This is a genomic window from Bacteroides ovatus, from assembly GCF_001314995.1.
Classification (GTDB): Bacteria; Bacteroidota; Bacteroidia; order Bacteroidales; family Bacteroidaceae; genus Bacteroides; species Bacteroides ovatus.
In genome coordinates this window covers 1932228-1949065 of sequence record NZ_CP012938.1, presented here as the reverse complement: position 1 = coordinate 1949065, position 16838 = coordinate 1932228, and the positions used below count along the sequence as shown (strand labels likewise).

Below are 16838 nucleotides of genomic sequence, written 5' to 3'. Positions count from 1 at the left end.
AAATTCTAAAGAAAATGCAACTATTAAAACAAATATGGAACGAGCGCCGGTCAAACGGATGGTTGTGGTCAGAACTATTAATTGTTTTTGTGGTCCTGTGGTATGTGGTCGACTGGACGTATGTGACAGCGCGTACTTATTACGAACCGGTAGGATTTGATATTACCGATACGTATTATTTGGAGCTAAGCCTGAAAAACGACAAGAGTAATTCTTATCTTTCGAAAGAGCAAAAGAGTACATCTTTAGGACAAGATATTATCGAGTTGACCAATCGTCTCCGGAGATTGCCGGAAGTGGAGGCCGTTTCAATATCCAATAATGCGCGTCCCTATATCGGGAGTAATTCCGGTAGTATGTTGCGTATCGATACATTGGTTAGTAGTCCGCTACGACGTTCGGTAACCCCTGACTTTTTTCAGGTCTTCCGTTATCAAAGTGCTGATGGGCGTGGTTATCAGCCGTTGGTGCAAGCTTTAAAGAATGGCAATGTAGTTGTTGGTGAAAATTTCTGGCCCAAAGATTATAAAGGCGATCGTACGCTGTTGGGTAAAGAAATGGTCGATGTGGATGATTCTACGAAAGTGTACAAGATAGGGGGAGTTTCGAAGAAAGTGCGTTACAATGACTTTTGGCCTAACTACAGTGACCGGTATGTAGCCATTGAACTTACTGAAAAGATAATGGTCGAACTTGACGATGAACTTTATCCTTCGAGTGTAGAAGTTTGTCTGCGGGTGAAACCGGGGACTTCCAGAGACTTTGCGGAACATTTGATGAAATTGTCCGCCAACCAGTTGAGTGTCGGTAACTTATTCATCCTGAAAGTGCATGATTATGAAGATCTGCGGAATGACTTCCAGCAAGGAAGTTATAATCAGGTACAGGTACGTTTCTGGATGATGGGCTTCTTATTGCTTAATATCCTGTTGGGCATTGTCGGCACCTTCTGGTTCCGTACGCAGCACCGTCGTGCCGAGTCTGCGCTTCGTATAGCAGTCGGGGCCAGCCGGATGCAGCTTTGGCAACGTTTAAATAAAGAAGGATTGCTATTATTGACTCTGGCTGCTTTGCCTGCCGCCGTCATCTGTTATAATATCGGCCATCTGGAGTTGACTGAAGGGTATATGGAGTGGGGAGTAGTGCGTTTTCTTATTACATTTGTCATAACCTATTTCCTGATGTCTTTAATGATTCTCGTTGGCATTTGGTTTCCTGCTCGTCAGGTAATTCGCATACACCCTGCCGAGGCGTTGCGCGAAGAATAAAAAACTTGGGCTATCTGTTTGTTTTCAATAGATTTAACGTATCTTTGTCGGCATAATATTGAAAACACCGCAGGCTTTAATTATATGAATCGACGCTACTATTGTTTGCTTATCGTTCTGTTTTTTGCTGTTCTTATTCAGGCGGCAGCAGCGGAACGTACATACAATATCCTGTTTATACAGTCATACACCTCACAGACTCCTTGGCATAGCGACCTTAATCAGGGGTTGGTCAAAGGATTTAAAGAAAGTGGCCTGAAGGTGAATATAACAACGGAGTATCTTGATGCCGATTTTTGGGCATTCAACTCCGAGAAAGTAATTATGCGTCGTTTTTGTCAGCGTGCCCGTGACAGGCAGACCGATTTGATTATAACAGCAAGTGATGAAGCTTTCTATACTCTTTTTGCCTGTGGAGATTCGTTGCCTTTGCAGATACCGGTCGTGTTTTTCGGCATTAAGTATCCTGATATGGAGCTGATTGCTACTCATCCCAATGTTTGCGGGTTCACTGCCAATCCGGATTTTGATGTCATATTGCGTCAGGCGCAAAAGATATTTCCCCAGCGGAAAGAAGTGGTATGTGTGATAGATAACAGCTTTTTGAGTAACAAAGGCCTTGAAGATTTTGAAGAAGAGTGGAAAATCTTTCAAAAAGACAATCCGGATTATAGAATGAAAGTCTATAATACCCAAAATCATACAACGAGTCACATCATTGCTGCTATTTGTTACCCTCGTAACAGCTACGAACGTCTGGTGGTTGCTCCTAAATGGTCGCCTTTCCTTTCATTCGTTGGCAAAAACTCAAAAGCTCCCGTATTTTCGAGTCAGAATGTGGGGTTAACTAATGGCGTATTCTGTGCATACGATTCCGATAGTTATGCTTCAGCATTATCGGCAGCTCAAAGGGCTGCTTTAGTCTTAAAAGGTACATCTCCCCAAGAAATAGGAGTGACAGAAATCACGCAGGGATTCATCTATGACTATAAACAGTTGGATTATTTTCATATTGACCCTGATAAAGTATCCTCTAGCGGAACCATCGTCAACGAACCGTATTGGGAAAAATATAAATACCTTTTTATACTGCTCTATCCGTCTATCCTGGCGTTGCTGATAGCTTCTATCGTGTGGTTGATGCGTGCCAACCGGCGTGAGTCCAAACGACGGATTCAGGCACAGACCCGTCTGCTCGTGCAGAATAAACTTGTGGAACAGCGTAATGAGTTTGATAATGTATTTCATTCCATCCGTGATGGTGTGATAACGTATGATACCGATTTGCACATTCATTTCACAAACCGCTCCTTATTACAAATGCTGCATTTGCCGTATGAGTCAGGGGGCCGTTTTTATGAAGGAATGATGGCAGGCAGCATCTTCAAGATATATTATAACGGTCAGGATATTCTTCATTCTATGCTGAAGCAGGTAGCTTCAAAAGGAGAAAGTGTGAAGATACCCCAGGGAGCTTTCATGAAAGAAGTGCATAGTGATAAATACTTCCCGGTGTCGGGGGAAATAGTCCCGATCCGTTCAAAGGATACGATTACCGGTATGGCACTTTCCGCACGGAATATTTCGAATGAAGAAATGCAGAAGCGTTTCTTTGATATGGCAGTAGACGAAAGCTCCATCTATCCGTGGCAGTTTGATATGGAAACCAACTGTTTCATTTTCCCGCAAGGTTTCTTGAAACGTCTTGGATACGATGAATCGGTTACTACCATCTCCCGTGATGAAATGGATCGCACTATCCATCCTGATGATTTGAAGGAAATAAGTCCGTTATTTAATAGAGCATTGACAGGAGAAGATTCTAATACCCGTCTGAATTTCCGTCAGCGGAATGTCAACGGAGAGTATGAATGGTGGGAATATCGTTCTTCCGTAATCACGGGATTGACACAAGATTCATTGTACAATATATTAGGTGTTTGCCAGAGTATCCAGCGATATAAGACTGCCGAGCAGGAGATGAGAGAGGCTCGTGATAAAGCCCTCCAGGCTGACAAACTGAAATCGGCGTTCCTTGCCAACATGAGTCACGAGATTCGGACTCCGTTGAATGCGATTGTAGGTTTCTCCGATTTGCTAAGCGATACGAGTGGTTTTACAAGCGAAGAGATTGCCCAGTTTATCGGAACCATTAATAAAAATTGCGGCCTGTTACTGGCTTTGATTAATGATATTCTTGATTTGTCACGTATCGAATCGGGAACCATGGAATTTATGTTCGCCGAGCATAACCTGCCGCTGTTATTAAAGACCGTCCATGATTCTCAACGCTTGAATATGCCACCGGGAGTAGAACTGGTGTTGCGTATGCCCGAAAGTGATAAGAAATATCTCACGACAGATAATGTACGCTTGCAGCAAGTCGTGAATAATCTGATAAATAACGCTGCTAAATTTACGAGTAGCGGTTTCATTACTTTCGGCTATGAAGACGATGAGGTTCCCGGCTACACCCGCATCTTTGTGGAGGATACCGGAGTCGGTATTTCTGAAGAAGGTATCCGTCATATATTCGAACGATTCTATAAAGTCGATAATTTCACCCAAGGAGCAGGTTTGGGATTAAGTATTTGTCAGACCATCATCGAACGTCTGAATGGTACCATCTCCGTCACCTCCGAAGTAGGTAAAGGCACTCGTTTCACTGTGCGCCTTCCTAACTACTGCGAATAATCGAACGTTCACTTTTGGGCATAGTGTCCGAAAATGGACACTTTTCTTATTTTCTAATCTGTTGATAATAAAAACTTTACTTTTTTGGCACATCGTTTGATTCTCTCATAGTGGAAAATACTGTGTATAATGAAAAAGAAAAGTATATTGTTTGCTCTTGCTGCCGTTTGCCTGCCGTTGGCATTGTCGGCACAGAAGGAAAGGGAAATAACCTTGAATGAAGCTATTGCTATGGCGCGTATTCAATCTGTTGACGCTGCTGTTGCCTTGAATGAATTGAAAACGGCCTATTGGGAATTTCGTACCTTTCGTGCTGATCTTCTGCCGGAAGTCAACTTGACCGGAACCCTGCCCAATTATAACAAATCGTATAGTTCCTATCAAAATTCGGACGGTTCTTACGGTTTCGTCCGTAATAACACATTGGGGCTTACCGGTGATCTTTCTATCGATCAAAACATCTGGCTTACCGGTGGTAAACTTTCGCTGACTTCCTCTCTCGACTATATCAAGCAATTGGGAGCCGGAGGAGACCGGCATTTTATGTCGGTTCCTGTCACATTACAACTTACACAACCCATCTTTGGAGTCAATAATATAAAGTGGAACAGACGCATCGAACCGGTTCGTTATGCCGAAGCGAAAGCAGCTTTTATCACTGCTACCGAAGAAGTGACGATGCGTGCCATCACTTATTACTTTAATCTTTTGTTGGCAAAAGAAAATCTTGGCACGGCGAAACAGAACCAGACAAACGCCGACCACCTTTATGAAGTAGCCCTTGCCAAACGCAAAATGGGGCAGATTTCCGAGAATGAACTCTTGCAGTTGAAACTCTCCGCTTTGAATGCGAAAGCAGCATTGACGGAAGCAGAGAGTGATCTCAATGCCAAGATGTTCCAGCTCCGTGCTTTTTTGGGAGTGGGAGAGGATGAAGTACTAAACCCGGTTCTTCCCGAAGCTGTGGATGGCCCGAGGATGGAGTACAATCAGGTGTTAAATAAAGCATTGGAACGTAATTCTTTTGCACAGAATATCCGTCGCCGCCAGTTGGAAGCCGATTATGAAGTAGCTACTGCACGCGGAAATTTGCGTAGTGTCGATTTGTTTGCAAGCGTAGGATATACGGGTGAGAACCGGAATTTTCCGGCCGTTTACAGGAACTTGCAGGACAATCAGATTGTTCAGGTAGGCGTTAAGATTCCGATTCTCGATTGGGGAAAACGCCGTGGGAAAGTCCGGGTAGCCAAGAGCAACCGGGATGTAGTGCTTTCAAAGATTCGTCAGGAACAGATAAACTTCAATCAGGACATTTTTCTGTTGGTGGAGCATTTCAATAATCAGGCACAACAGTTGGACATAGCCAAAGAAGCCGATGCGATAGCCCAGCAACGATATAAAACAAGTATTGAAACTTTCCTGATAGGCAAAATTAATACCTTAGACCTGAATGATGCGCAGAACTCTAAAGATGAGGCAAGACAGAAACATATTTCCGAACTCTATTATTATTGGTATTACTATTATCAGATTCGCAGTCTGACGCTATGGGATTTTCGTACCAATACCGAACTTGAAGCTGATTTTGATGAAATTATCCGGCAATAGAAAGGGTAGGAAAAAGCTTTTGAATCTTATGGAGGAACTTGCTGTAAATAGTATTATTTTCTATTCCGTTCTTGCTTTTTACGAATTAATTTCGTATCTTAAGAGTTTTAATCCTTTCGGAGACAGGTGGTCATATTATAAAGTGACAATAGTCATCTTATAAGATGATATTTATCACTCTATAAGGTGACTATTGTCCCGTTATAACGGGATAATTACTCGACTGCATAAACAATTATAAATTACTGTACTGAAAATCTTTATTTAGTGCAGTGGAAAATCTTAAATACAATAATAAGAAAACAGCTTTATTACGTAACTTGTATTATTGAAGCGTGCATTCCGTGATTTATATATCAATCATTTGGTAGCAAACTATTTATTAGTACCTTTGGAGTGTGAGACAAAGTTGTTAATTGACTGGGTAAAACTCAAATATAACTATGATTCTGATAATTGATGACGACAGCGCAGTGCGTTCTTCGCTTAGCTTCATGTTGAAGCGGGCAGGATATGAAGCACAGACCGTTCCCGGTCCACGGGAAGCTATGGAAGTAGTACGTTCCGTAGCTCCGGATTTAATCCTGATGGATATGAACTTCACTCTTTCTACAACGGGTGAGGAGGGTTTGACCCTACTCAAACAAGTAAAAATATTCCGTCCCGAAACACCGGTGATATTGATGACCGCTTGGGGAAGTATCCAACTTGCCGTGCAAGGAATGCAGGCGGGAGCTTTTGATTTCATAACGAAGCCCTGGAATAATGCCGCCTTGTTGCAACGCATTGAAACGGCACTCCAACTTTCGGGCACTCCACAGGAACCAACGCAGGAACAGAGCGATTCTTTCGACCGCAGCCACATCATCGGACGTAGCCAGGGATTGATGGATGTGTTGAACACGATTGCCCGCATAGCAAAGACCAATGCCTCTGTCCTCATTACAGGGGAAAGCGGAACAGGTAAGGAATTGATAGCCGAGGCCATTCATATCAACAGTCAGCGAGCCAAACACCCCTTTGTGAAAGTGAATCTTGGAGGTATTTCTCAAAGCCTGTTCGAAAGTGAAATGTTCGGGCACAAGAAAGGAGCTTTTACCGATGCTTCCGCAGACCGTATCGGACGTTTCGAAATGGCAAACAAAGGGACGATTTTCCTGGATGAAATAGGTGATCTCGACCTTTCGTGCCAGGTGAAGTTACTGCGTGTATTGCAGGATCAGACATTTGAAGTGCTCGGCGACAGCCGTCCTCGAAAAACGGATATCCGGGTAGTATCAGCCACCAATGCCGATTTGCGCAAAATGGTAGGCGAACGTACTTTTCGTGAAGACCTCTTCTATCGTATCAATCTGATAACAGTGAAACTGCCGGCCTTGCGCGAACGTCGCGAAGATATTCCCTTGCTGGCACGTCATTTTGCCGACCGTCAGGCGGTAACCAACGGATTGCCCCGTACGGAGTTCTCTGCCGATGCCCTGCAATTCTTGAGCCGTTTGCCCTATCCGGGGAATATTCGTGAATTGAAGAACTTGGTGGAACGTACCATTCTGGTAAGTGGTAAACCGCTGCTTGATGCTTCCGATTTTGATGCGCAGTATATTCGCCACGATGACGCAAGAGTGACCGAAGGCGCAGCTCTGGCTGGTATGACTTTGGATGAAATAGAACGCCAGACCATTCTCCAGGCGTTGGACCGTTACAAAGGAAATTTGAGTCAGGTAGCTACGGCATTGGGTATCAGCCGTGCAGCACTCTATCGCCGTCTCGAAAAATATAATATAACAATGTGATAAATTTAGGCACGTGCCTAATAATATTAAGATTAACCGTTAACCACAGATAACGTGCGTATAAAAGGATTCTTTTACATACTAGTCTTTCTGCTGCTGGCATTAGGTAGTGTATTGCTGTTCCTTTCCAGTCAACTGAATACAATCTTTTTCTACATAGGGGAGGGGCTGATACTTTTCATCCTCATTTATCTGACCTTTTTCTATCGTAAGATTGTGAAGCCGTTGAATACAATCGGAAGCGGTATGGAACTGTTGCGTGAGCAGGATTTCAGTAGCCGTCTTAGCCCTATAGGTCAATATGAGGCCGATCGTGTGGTGAATATCTTCAACCGCATGATGGAACAGCTCAAGAATGAACGTCTCCGCCTGCGTGAACAGAATAATTTTCTTGATTTGCTGATTAAAGCTTCTCCGATGGGAGTGATTATAACTTCCCTTGATGAAGACCTTTCGGAATTGAATCCGATGGCTTTGAAAATGCTGGGTGTTCGTTTGGAAGACGTACAAGGCAAGAAGATGAAAGAGATCGATTCTCCGTTAGCGGTGGAATTGGCTAACCTCCCGAAAGGAGAGAAGGTAACCGTCCGTCTGAACGACTCGAATATCTACCGGTGTACTCATTCTTCTTTCATTGATCGTGGATTTCAGCATCCTTTCTACTTGGTAGAAACTCTCACCGACGAAGTGATGAAAGCGGAAAAGAAAGCATACGAGAAAGTGATTCGCATGATTGCCCACGAAGTGAACAACACGACTGCCGGCATTACTTCCACACTGGATACGGTAGAACAAGCCCTTTCCAGCGAAGAAGGAATGGAAGACATCTGCGACGTGATGCGTGTATGTACCGACCGTTGTTTCTCGATGAGTCGTTTCATCACCCGTTTTGCCGATGTGGTGAAAATCCCCGAACCGACACTCTCTTCTGTCAATCTGAATGATTTGGTTTTCACCTGCAAGCGGTTTATGGAAGGAATGTGTAATGACCGTCGCATTACACTCCGCATGGAAATAGACGAAAGTCTGAAAGATGTGATGCTGGATGCCGCTTTGTTTGAGCAAGTACTCGTAAATATCATCAAAAATGCAGCGGAAAGCATTGAAGCCGATGGGGAAATAATAGTCCGCACCCTCGCTCCGGCCACTGTTGAAGTGATAGATAACGGTCAGGGAATCAGCAAAGAAACAGAAGCTAAACTGTTCAGTCCTTTCTTCTCTACCAAACCGAACGGTCAGGGAATCGGACTCATCTTTATTCGCGAAGTACTGATGCGTCATGGGTGCACATTCTCTTTGCGAACCTATGCCGACGGACTGACCCGATTTCGTATTACTTTCCCCTAATTGTGTCAAATAAGAACATTTCTTCCGTCAAATAGACCTTTTTTTGTCTTGAAATCACTCCTACCTTTGCCCCGCTCAATTCAATAGGATTTAAGGTATGAGATTAATGAAAAAAGGCACATTGACGCTCTTTCTTTTATTGGCTATCAGTATTCCGCTCAGTGCGCAGTATGTGGTACAAGGGGTGGTGACTGATTCTCTGACCAAAGAACCTTTGCCTTATGCATCTGTACGCTTAAAAGACACGACCGAAGGAACTACTACCGGAAGCGACGGACGCTTTTACTTCAAAACCCACCGCTCCGAAGCAGTGCTTGTAATCTCTGTAATCGGATATAATGACTATGTCCGCACCATTCGCCCTGCCCGTAATGCATCCTATAAAGTAGCACTTGCGCCTACCGAATACGCGCTTGGTGAAGTGGTAGTCAAACCCAAACGTGAGCACTACCGGAAGAAAGATAATCCCGCCGTAGAATTTGTCCGCCGTATGATTGAAAGCCGTGACAACTACTCTCCCTACGAGAAAGACTTCTGGCAACGCGAACGTTATGAAAAGACCACCTTTGCGTTGAATAACTTCGATGAAGAGAAACAGAAAAAATGGCTATATCGTAAATTTGATTTCCTGACGGAATATGTAGATACTTCTGCTGTTACCGGTAAACCGATTCTGACGGTATCAGCCCGTGAACTGCTTGCCACAGACTATTACCGGAAATCTCCCCGTTCCGAGAAGCAATGGGTGAAAGGGCGCAAACAGGCCGGTGTCGATGAGTTTCTTTCTAAACAAGGGATGCAGGCAGCCATCAATGAAGTCTTTAAAGACGTCGATATCTACGAAAACAACATTTCCCTGTTTACAAATAAGTTTGTCAGTCCCTTGTCCCGTATCGGCACAGGCTTTTATAAATATTACCTGATGGACACGTTGCAGATTGCTGGAGAGCCTTGTGCAGACCTTGCTTTCACACCTTTTAATTCCGAGTCTTTCGGTTTCAACGGACACCTGTATGTGACGCTCGACTCTACTTACTTTGTTAAACGTGCCGTATTCAACTTTTCCAAAAAGATAAACCTGAACTTTGTAGACTACATGTTGCTCGAACAGGAATTTAAGCGCGCTGAAGACGGCACACGTCTGCTCGATCATGAAAGTATCACTGTTGAGTTTAAACTGACCGAAGGACAGGACGGTATTTTTGCCCGCCGTGTAGCGGATTACAGCAACTACACCTTTACGCCGACTGCCGAAGCCGACAAAGCCTTCACCAAACCCGAACGTATTATTGAAGAGACGGAAGCCCTGTCGCGTCCCGAAACATTCTGGGCGGAGAATCGTCCGCAAGCCGCTATCTCCCAGCAGGAAAACTCGGTAGACCGCCTGATGACACAATTACGCAGTTATCCGGTATATTACTGGACGGAGAAAGTACTCTCCATTCTCTTTACGGGATATATTCCTACCTCCAAAGAAGCGCCGCTTTTCTATATCGGCCCGATGAATGCCACTATCAGCGGTAACACATTGGAAGGTCCCCGTATCCGTGCCGGAGGTATGACTACCGCCTGGCTCAATCCGCACCTGTTTGGCAAAGGATATGTGGCTTACGGGTTTAAAGATGAAAGAGTGAAAGGATTGGCGGAACTGGAATATTCTTTCAAGAAGAAGAAAGAATACGCCAACGAATTTCCCATCCATTCATTGAAATTGCGTTACGAATCAGATGTGAACCAGTACGGACAAAATTACCTGTATACAAGCAAAGACAATGTGTTTCTGGCCTTGAAACGTGAGAAGGACGACCGTATCGGCTATTTCCGGCAGGCGGAGATGACCTATACCAATGAGTTTTATTCCGGCTTTTCTTTCCAGTTGACAGCACGTACACGGAAAGATGAGTCCTCCTACCTGATTCCTTTTTTAAAGAAAGAAGGAGATACCTACACCCCGGTAAAAGATTTCTCTATCAGTGCCGCAGAGTTGAAGTTGCGTTATGCTTCGAATGAGAAATTCTTCCAGACCCAATGGAACCGTTTTCCCGTATCGTTGGATGCACCGGTGTTTACCTTGTCGCATACCATTGCCGGAAAAGGAGTGTTGGGCAGCGATTACACTTACAATCATACCGAAGCCGGTATTCAGAAACGCTTCTGGTTTTCCGCGTTCGGCTATACGGACGTTATACTAAAAGCAGGTAAAGTGTGGGATAAAGTACCTTTTCCGTTGCTTATCATGCCTAATGCCAACCTTTCTTATACCATCCAACCGGAATCTTACTCGTTGATGAATGCGATGGAGTTTATGAACGATGAATATTTCTCGTGGGATGTTACTTATTTCCTCAACGGATGGCTGTTCAACCGGGTACCGTTGTTGAAAAAACTTAAATGGAGAGAAATAGTTTCCTGTCGTGGATTATATGGACATTTGAGCGATAAAAACAACCCGGCTTTGAGCGACGGTTTGTTCGCTTTTCCGATAGAGAACACACAAACAATGGGAAAAACACCTTATGTGGAGGCGGGTGTCGGTATTGAAAACATTTTCAAGGTGTTACGTTTGGACTATATCTGGAGGCTCACTTATCGTGATTCGCCCGGGATTGACAGATCAGGCTTGAGAATAAGTCTCCACATGACCTTTTAAAAGTTAAATCCTGCTAATTGCAATGTTTATATGACAAATAAAGACCGTATTAGTAATTAATTAATCTTATTTTTGCATCAATTTTAGTTTAATTTTAATAGAATAGAAATGAAACAAGAAATTAAACCCGCTACCGGGCGTCTTGGCGTACTGGTAGTTGGAGTGGGTGGTGCGGTAGCTACCACGATGATTGTAGGTACACTAGCCTCTCGCAAGGGACTGGCAAAACCGATAGGATCTATTACACAGTTAGCCACAATGCGCATGGAGAACAACGAAGAAAAACTCATCAAGGACGTTGTGCCTTTGACGAATTTGGAAGACATTGTTTTCGGAGGATGGGATATTTTCCCGGACAACGCATACGAAGCTGCTATGTACGCCGAGGTTTTGAAAGAAAAAGACCTGAATGGAGTAAAAGAAGAGTTGGAAGCTATCAAACCGATGCCGGCTGCTTTCGATCACAACTGGGCAAAACGTCTGAACGGTACACACGTGAAGAAGGCCGCTACCCGTTGGGAAATGGTAGAACAACTTCGTCAGGATATCCGCGACTTCAAGGCTGCTAACAACTGCGAACGCGTAGTGGTGCTTTGGGCTGCAAGTACTGAAATTTACATTCCGCTGTCTGACGAACACATGTCACTCGCTGCTTTAGAGAAAGCAATGAAGGAAAACAATACAGACGTGATTTCTCCGAGTATGTGTTACGCGTATGCTGCGATTGCAGAAGACGCTCCGTTCGTAATGGGTGCTCCTAACTTGTGTGTGGATACTCCTGCTATGTGGGAATTCTCTAAACAAAAGAATGTACCTATCTCCGGTAAAGACTTCAAGAGTGGTCAGACATTGATGAAAACCGTATTGGCTCCGATGTTCAAAACCCGTATGCTGGGTGTGAACGGTTGGTTCTCTACCAATATCCTCGGTAACCGCGACGGTGAAGTGCTTGATGATCCGGACAACTTCAAGACAAAAGAAGTCAGCAAGCTGTCTGTAATCGACACTATCTTCGAACCAGAAAAATATCCGGATCTCTACGGAGATGTTTATCATAAAGTACGTATCAACTACTATCCTCCCCGCAAAGACAACAAAGAAGCATGGGACAACATCGACATCTTCGGATGGATGGGCTACCCGATGGAAATCAAGGTGAACTTCCTTTGCCGCGACTCTATCCTTGCAGCTCCTATCGCTCTTGACCTTGTGTTGTTCAGCGACTTGGCAATGCGTGCAGGTATGTGTGGCATCCAGACTTGGTTGTCATTCTTCTGCAAGAGCCCGATGCACGATTTCGAACATCAGCCCGAACACGACTTGTTTACACAATGGAGAATGGTAAAACAGACATTGCGTAACATGATTGGTGAAAAAGAACCTGATTACTTAGCTTAATCAGTAACCCCAAATAATAAGTTGAGATTGAGATTTACCATCCTATAAAGACTGGTGGATGCTCAACCTCAACTTTTACTTTTTTATTGTACAAATTCCCCATTCGTTGGGGGACTCGTGACACAACCGACTCGTAGTTTGTAATTAGTAATTAGTAATAAATGAAGCGTCCTCCCTTTCTACCTGTTTTTATAGGCACGGGCTTTGGCTCCGGTTTTTCTCCTTTTGCTCCCGGCACGGCTGGGGCGTTACTGGCTTCTATCATTTGGATTGCACTTTATTTTCTCCTTCCTTTCTCTTGGGTATTATGGCTGACTGCCGCTTTGGTGATTGTATTTACATTCGCCGGCATTTGGGCTGCCAATAAACTGGAAACTTATTGGGGGGAAGATCCTTCGCGTGTGGTAGTGGACGAGATGGTGGGAGTGTGGATACCGTTGTTGGCTGTTCCCAATGACGATCGTTGGTTCTGGTATGTGATTGCGGCTTTTGCCCTGTTCCGTATCTTTGATATAGCCAAGCCGTTGGGCATACGCCGTATGGAAAGCCTGAAAGGTGGAGTAGGTGTGATGATGGACGATGTTTTGGCGGGAGTGTATAGTTTTATTTTGTTAGTGGGAGCGAGATGGGTGATTGGCTGAAAAAAGTTGCACGGATGATTTCCCAGAAAGGCGGCATCTTCATGTTCTTGAGGGCGCAGCTTTCTGCTCAAATGGCAACTATTGCAGACTTTCTCGTTACGATTCTTCTAGTCAGGCTGTTTGATGTCTACTATGTATATGCCACCCTGGCGGGGGCTATCTATGGAGGAATCGTTAATTGTGTTATCAACTATAAATGGACTTTTAAATCGAAAGGAAAGAAAACACACGTTGCCGTAAAATTTGTCCTTGTATGGGTTTGCAGCGTTTGGCTCAATACGTGGGGAACGTATGCACTGACGGAATCATTGGCGAAGATTCCCTGGGTACGCAACACACTTAGCCTGTATTTCGGAGATTTCTTCATTATCCCTAAAGTGGTAGTGGCAATCATCGTGGCACTGTTTTGGAATTATAATATGCAGCGCTTTTTTGTTTACCGGAATATAGATATCAGAAGTTTATTCGGAAAAAGAAACTGAAAAAACGGATTGAAAAGACTGATGAAAAAACGAAAGAATTAGATATATACAGATTGAAAAAACAGAAGATTTAGATATAAACAGATTTAAACAGATGAATTACAGAGATTATTTACAACAGCTGATTTATAAGATTATCAATCCCCTGATACGCGGAATGATTAAAATAGGGATCACTCCCAACTTTATCACCACTACCGGATTTGTGCTCAATGTAGTAGCGGCAGGTATGTTTGTGTATGCCGGCATTTATGGCGGACAAAACGATCTGGCCATTATCGGCTGGGCAGGAGGTGTGATTCTGTTTGCCGGATTGTTCGATATGATGGATGGGCGTGTGGCTCGCCTGGGCAATATGAGTTCCAAGTTCGGTGCGCTTTACGATTCGGTACTCGACCGTTACAGTGAATTGATGACTTTCTTCGGTATCTGTTACTATTTATCAATGAAAGATTATTTCCTTTATGCACTCATTGCTTTCGTGGCACTCATCGGTTCGCTGATGGTAAGCTACGTGCGTGCCCGTGCCGAAGGCTTGGGAATCGAATGTAAAGTAGGATTCATGCAGCGCCCGGAGCGTGTAGTACTGACCAGTCTCGGAGCTTTGTTCTGTGGTGTTTTTAAAGATATTACCGCTTTCGAACCAATCCTGATTCTGATTGTTCCTCTGGCTTTTGTTGCTGTATTTGCCAATATCACGGCTTTTGCACGAGTGAGACATTGCTATAAAGCGATGAAAGAATGAATTAATTTACTATTGGACGATTTACTATTTACATCGTACATCCTAAATAGTACATCGTAAATAGTCCAATAGTAAATAGTCTAATCGTCTAATCAAAACGTTATAATGATAAAGAACATTCAAATGCCGTCGAAAAGAGAAACCCTGACTGTGGTAGTCATTATGGCTCTTTTCCTTTTATTGACAGGTATCTTCATCGGACTTCGTTCCGAGCATCTGTTGATGGCGGTACTCTATTTAGTTTTATTCTTTGCCGGATTGCCTACTCGTAAGCTGGCAGTAGCCCTGCTACCTTTCGCCATTTTTGGAATTTCGTATGACTGGATGCGTATTTGCCCTAACTACGAGGTGAACCCGATTGACGTGGCCGGACTGTATCATCTCGAAAAGTCCCTTTTCGGAGTAATGGATAATGGTCTTCTGGTTACTCCTTGCGAATACTTCGCTGCACACAACTGGCCGATAGCGGACGTTTTTGCCGGAATCTTCTACCTTTGTTGGGTTCCCGTTCCTATCCTGTTCGGTCTTTGCCTGTATTTTAAGAAGGAAAGAAAAACCTACCTTCGTTTTGCGTTGGTATTTTTGTTCGTCAATCTGATTGGCTTTGCCGGTTATTACATTCATCCGGCTGCTCCGCCCTGGTATGCCATCAACTACGGCTTCGAACCGATATTGAACACACCGGGCAATGTTGCAGGATTGGGTCGCTTTGATGCATTCTTTGGAGTGACTATCTTTGATTCAATCTACGGGCGTAATGCAAATGTATTTGCGGCAGTGCCTTCACTGCACGCGGCCTATATGGTAGTTGCATTAGTGTATGCCATTATTGGTAAATGCAGATGGTATGTGATTACCCTCTTCTCCATTATCATGGTCGGCATTTGGGGAACAGCTATTTATTCCTGCCATCATTATATCATTGATGTATTACTTGGCATCTCTTGCGCATTAATCGGCTGGCTGGTATTTGAGTATGTATTGATGAGAATCCCGGCGTTCAAAAGATTTTTCGAAAGATATTATGCGTATATAAAGTGAGGTTATATGTGAATAGAGTGATATATATCCATCAAGAAGTAAGCATATACTCATCTAAGAAGTAACTATATACTCATATAAAAGCAGATATATACCTATATAAAATAGATATAAGTCCTACAAAATAGTGAAGAACAAGTACCGAAATATATTCCTCGCCTTTGGTATTATCGCCGTCCTGATAATGATATTCACTTTCGATATGGATTATCAGGAGCTTTGGGCGAATCTGAAGCGTGCAGGGGTATATTTGCCTTTGGTTTTGTTGCTGTGGCTATTTGTCTATCTTATCAATACAGTATCGTGGTACATAATCATCCGCAGTAGTGGCAAGACCGGTTTTTCATTTGCTCGGCTCTATAAATTCACAGTAACAGGTTTTGCACTTAATTACGTGACTCCTGTCGGGTTGATGGGTGGCGAGCCATACCGCATTATGGAGTTGAAACCCTATATCGGAATAGAGCGTGCCACTTCTTCCGTGATTCTTTATGTGATGATGCATATCTTTTCCCACTTTTGCTTTTGGTTAAGTTCGGTGTTACTTTACGTTTGTCTGTATCCGGTGGGGTGGGTGATGGGAATCATTCTGGGAGCCATTACTGTCTTTTGCCTGCTGATTGCTACTCTTTTTATAAAAGGTTATCGGCATGGGATGGCTGTGGCTGTTGTCCGTATGGGTAGTCGCATCCCTTTTCTGAAAAAGAAAGTCCTTCACTTTGCAAGCGTGCATAAAGAGAAGTTGGAAAATATAGACAAACAAATCGCCCTTCTCCACCAACAAAAGAAACAAACCTTTTATAGTGCCCTTTTGTTGGAATATACCGCCCGTGTAGTCAGTTGTCTTGAAATATGGCTGATACTGAACGTACTGACTACTAATGTCAGCTTTGCCGACTGCTGTCTGATTGCGGCTTTTTCTTCTTTACTTGCCAATCTTCTGTTTTTTTTACCCATGCAATTGGGAGGTCGTGAAGGAGGTTTTGCCCTCGCTGTGGGAGGTCTTTCCCTTTCCGGAGCTTACGGAGTCTATGCCGCTTTGATTACCCGGGTACGCGAGATGGTCTGGATTGTAATCGGCCTTGCACTTATGAAAGTAGGAAATTTTAAACAATCAAAAGAAAAATATTCTGCTTAAATTTATAACTTTGTCTGACCTATAAGTCCTTCT

The 16838-nt window shown here is 43.7% G+C and carries 12 protein-coding genes; all 12 read left to right on the top strand.

The features are described 5' to 3' along the window. Positions 1-14: 14 nt before the first annotated feature. Positions 15-1268 (top strand): ABC transporter permease, encoded by a 1254-nt coding sequence (locus Bovatus_RS07890; protein ID WP_004300696.1) that lies wholly within the window; start codon positions 15-17, stop codon positions 1266-1268. An 84-nt stretch (positions 1269-1352) separates the two neighbouring features. After that, positions 1353-3962 (top strand): sensor histidine kinase, encoded by a 2610-nt coding sequence (locus Bovatus_RS07885; protein ID WP_004300694.1) that lies wholly within the window; start codon positions 1353-1355, stop codon positions 3960-3962. Positions 3963-4091: 129 nt separating this feature from the next. Continuing rightward, a complete protein-coding gene (locus Bovatus_RS07880; protein WP_004300692.1) occupies positions 4092-5570 on the top strand; it encodes a TolC family protein in 1479 nt (492 codons plus the stop codon). A 443-nt stretch (positions 5571-6013) separates the two neighbouring features. After that, positions 6014-7363: a sigma-54-dependent transcriptional regulator gene (locus Bovatus_RS07875; protein WP_004300687.1), complete on the top strand. Its 1350-nt coding sequence runs from the start codon at positions 6014-6016 to the stop codon at positions 7361-7363. A gap of 54 nt (positions 7364-7417) precedes the next feature. Beyond that, on the top strand, positions 7418-8710 hold the full coding sequence (locus tag Bovatus_RS07870) for a sensor histidine kinase (RefSeq protein ID WP_004300685.1): 1293 nt from the start codon (positions 7418-7420) through the stop codon (positions 8708-8710). Between the two features lie 97 nt (positions 8711-8807). Beyond that, positions 8808-11360, top strand: a complete 2553-nt coding sequence (locus Bovatus_RS07865) for a DUF5686 and carboxypeptidase-like regulatory domain-containing protein (protein WP_044918747.1) — start codon at positions 8808-8810, stop codon at positions 11358-11360. Between the two features lie 108 nt (positions 11361-11468). After that, positions 11469-12758: an inositol-3-phosphate synthase gene (locus Bovatus_RS07860; RefSeq protein WP_004300682.1), complete on the top strand. Its 1290-nt coding sequence runs from the start codon at positions 11469-11471 to the stop codon at positions 12756-12758. A gap of 161 nt (positions 12759-12919) precedes the next feature. Next, positions 12920-13399, top strand: coding sequence for a phosphatidylglycerophosphatase A family protein (locus Bovatus_RS07855; RefSeq protein ID WP_004300680.1), 480 nt, complete (start codon positions 12920-12922; stop codon positions 13397-13399). 14 nt (positions 13400-13413) lie between these two features. Continuing rightward, entirely contained in the window at positions 13414-13881 is a 468-nt protein-coding gene (locus Bovatus_RS07850) for a GtrA family protein (protein ID WP_004321425.1), read from the top strand. Between the two features lie 94 nt (positions 13882-13975). Beyond that, entirely contained in the window at positions 13976-14626 is a 651-nt protein-coding gene (locus Bovatus_RS07845; RefSeq protein WP_004300676.1) for a CDP-alcohol phosphatidyltransferase family protein, read from the top strand. Between the two features lie 123 nt (positions 14627-14749). Next, positions 14750-15667, top strand: coding sequence for a phosphoinositol dihydroceramide synthase (locus Bovatus_RS07840; protein ID WP_004321424.1), 918 nt, complete (start codon positions 14750-14752; stop codon positions 15665-15667). Positions 15668-15794: 127 nt separating this feature from the next. Beyond that, positions 15795-16805, top strand: coding sequence for a lysylphosphatidylglycerol synthase transmembrane domain-containing protein (locus tag Bovatus_RS07835; protein WP_004300672.1), 1011 nt, complete (start codon positions 15795-15797; stop codon positions 16803-16805). Positions 16806-16838 lie beyond the last annotated feature (33 nt).

Excerpts from the sequence above, each read along its gene's own strand:
- Bovatus_RS07860 (WP_004300682.1), top strand. The coding sequence starts at position 11,469 with ATGAAACAAGAAATTAAACCCGCTACCGGGCGTCTTGGCGTACTGGTA.
- Bovatus_RS07890 (WP_004300696.1), top strand. The coding sequence starts at position 15 with ATGCAACTATTAAAACAAATATGGAACGAGCGCCGGTCAAACGGATGG.
- Bovatus_RS07855 (WP_004300680.1), top strand. The coding sequence starts at position 12,920 with ATGAAGCGTCCTCCCTTTCTACCTGTTTTTATAGGCACGGGCTTTGGC.
- Bovatus_RS07845 (WP_004300676.1), top strand. The coding sequence starts at position 13,976 with ATGAATTACAGAGATTATTTACAACAGCTGATTTATAAGATTATCAAT.
- Bovatus_RS07875 (WP_004300687.1), top strand. The coding sequence starts at position 6,014 with ATGATTCTGATAATTGATGACGACAGCGCAGTGCGTTCTTCGCTTAGC.
- Bovatus_RS07885 (WP_004300694.1), top strand. The coding sequence starts at position 1,353 with ATGAATCGACGCTACTATTGTTTGCTTATCGTTCTGTTTTTTGCTGTT.
- Bovatus_RS07840 (WP_004321424.1), top strand. The coding sequence starts at position 14,750 with ATGCCGTCGAAAAGAGAAACCCTGACTGTGGTAGTCATTATGGCTCTT.
- Bovatus_RS07880 (WP_004300692.1), top strand. The coding sequence starts at position 4,092 with ATGAAAAAGAAAAGTATATTGTTTGCTCTTGCTGCCGTTTGCCTGCCG.
- Bovatus_RS07865 (WP_044918747.1), top strand. The coding sequence starts at position 8,808 with ATGAGATTAATGAAAAAAGGCACATTGACGCTCTTTCTTTTATTGGCT.
- Bovatus_RS07850 (WP_004321425.1), top strand. The coding sequence starts at position 13,414 with ATGATTTCCCAGAAAGGCGGCATCTTCATGTTCTTGAGGGCGCAGCTT.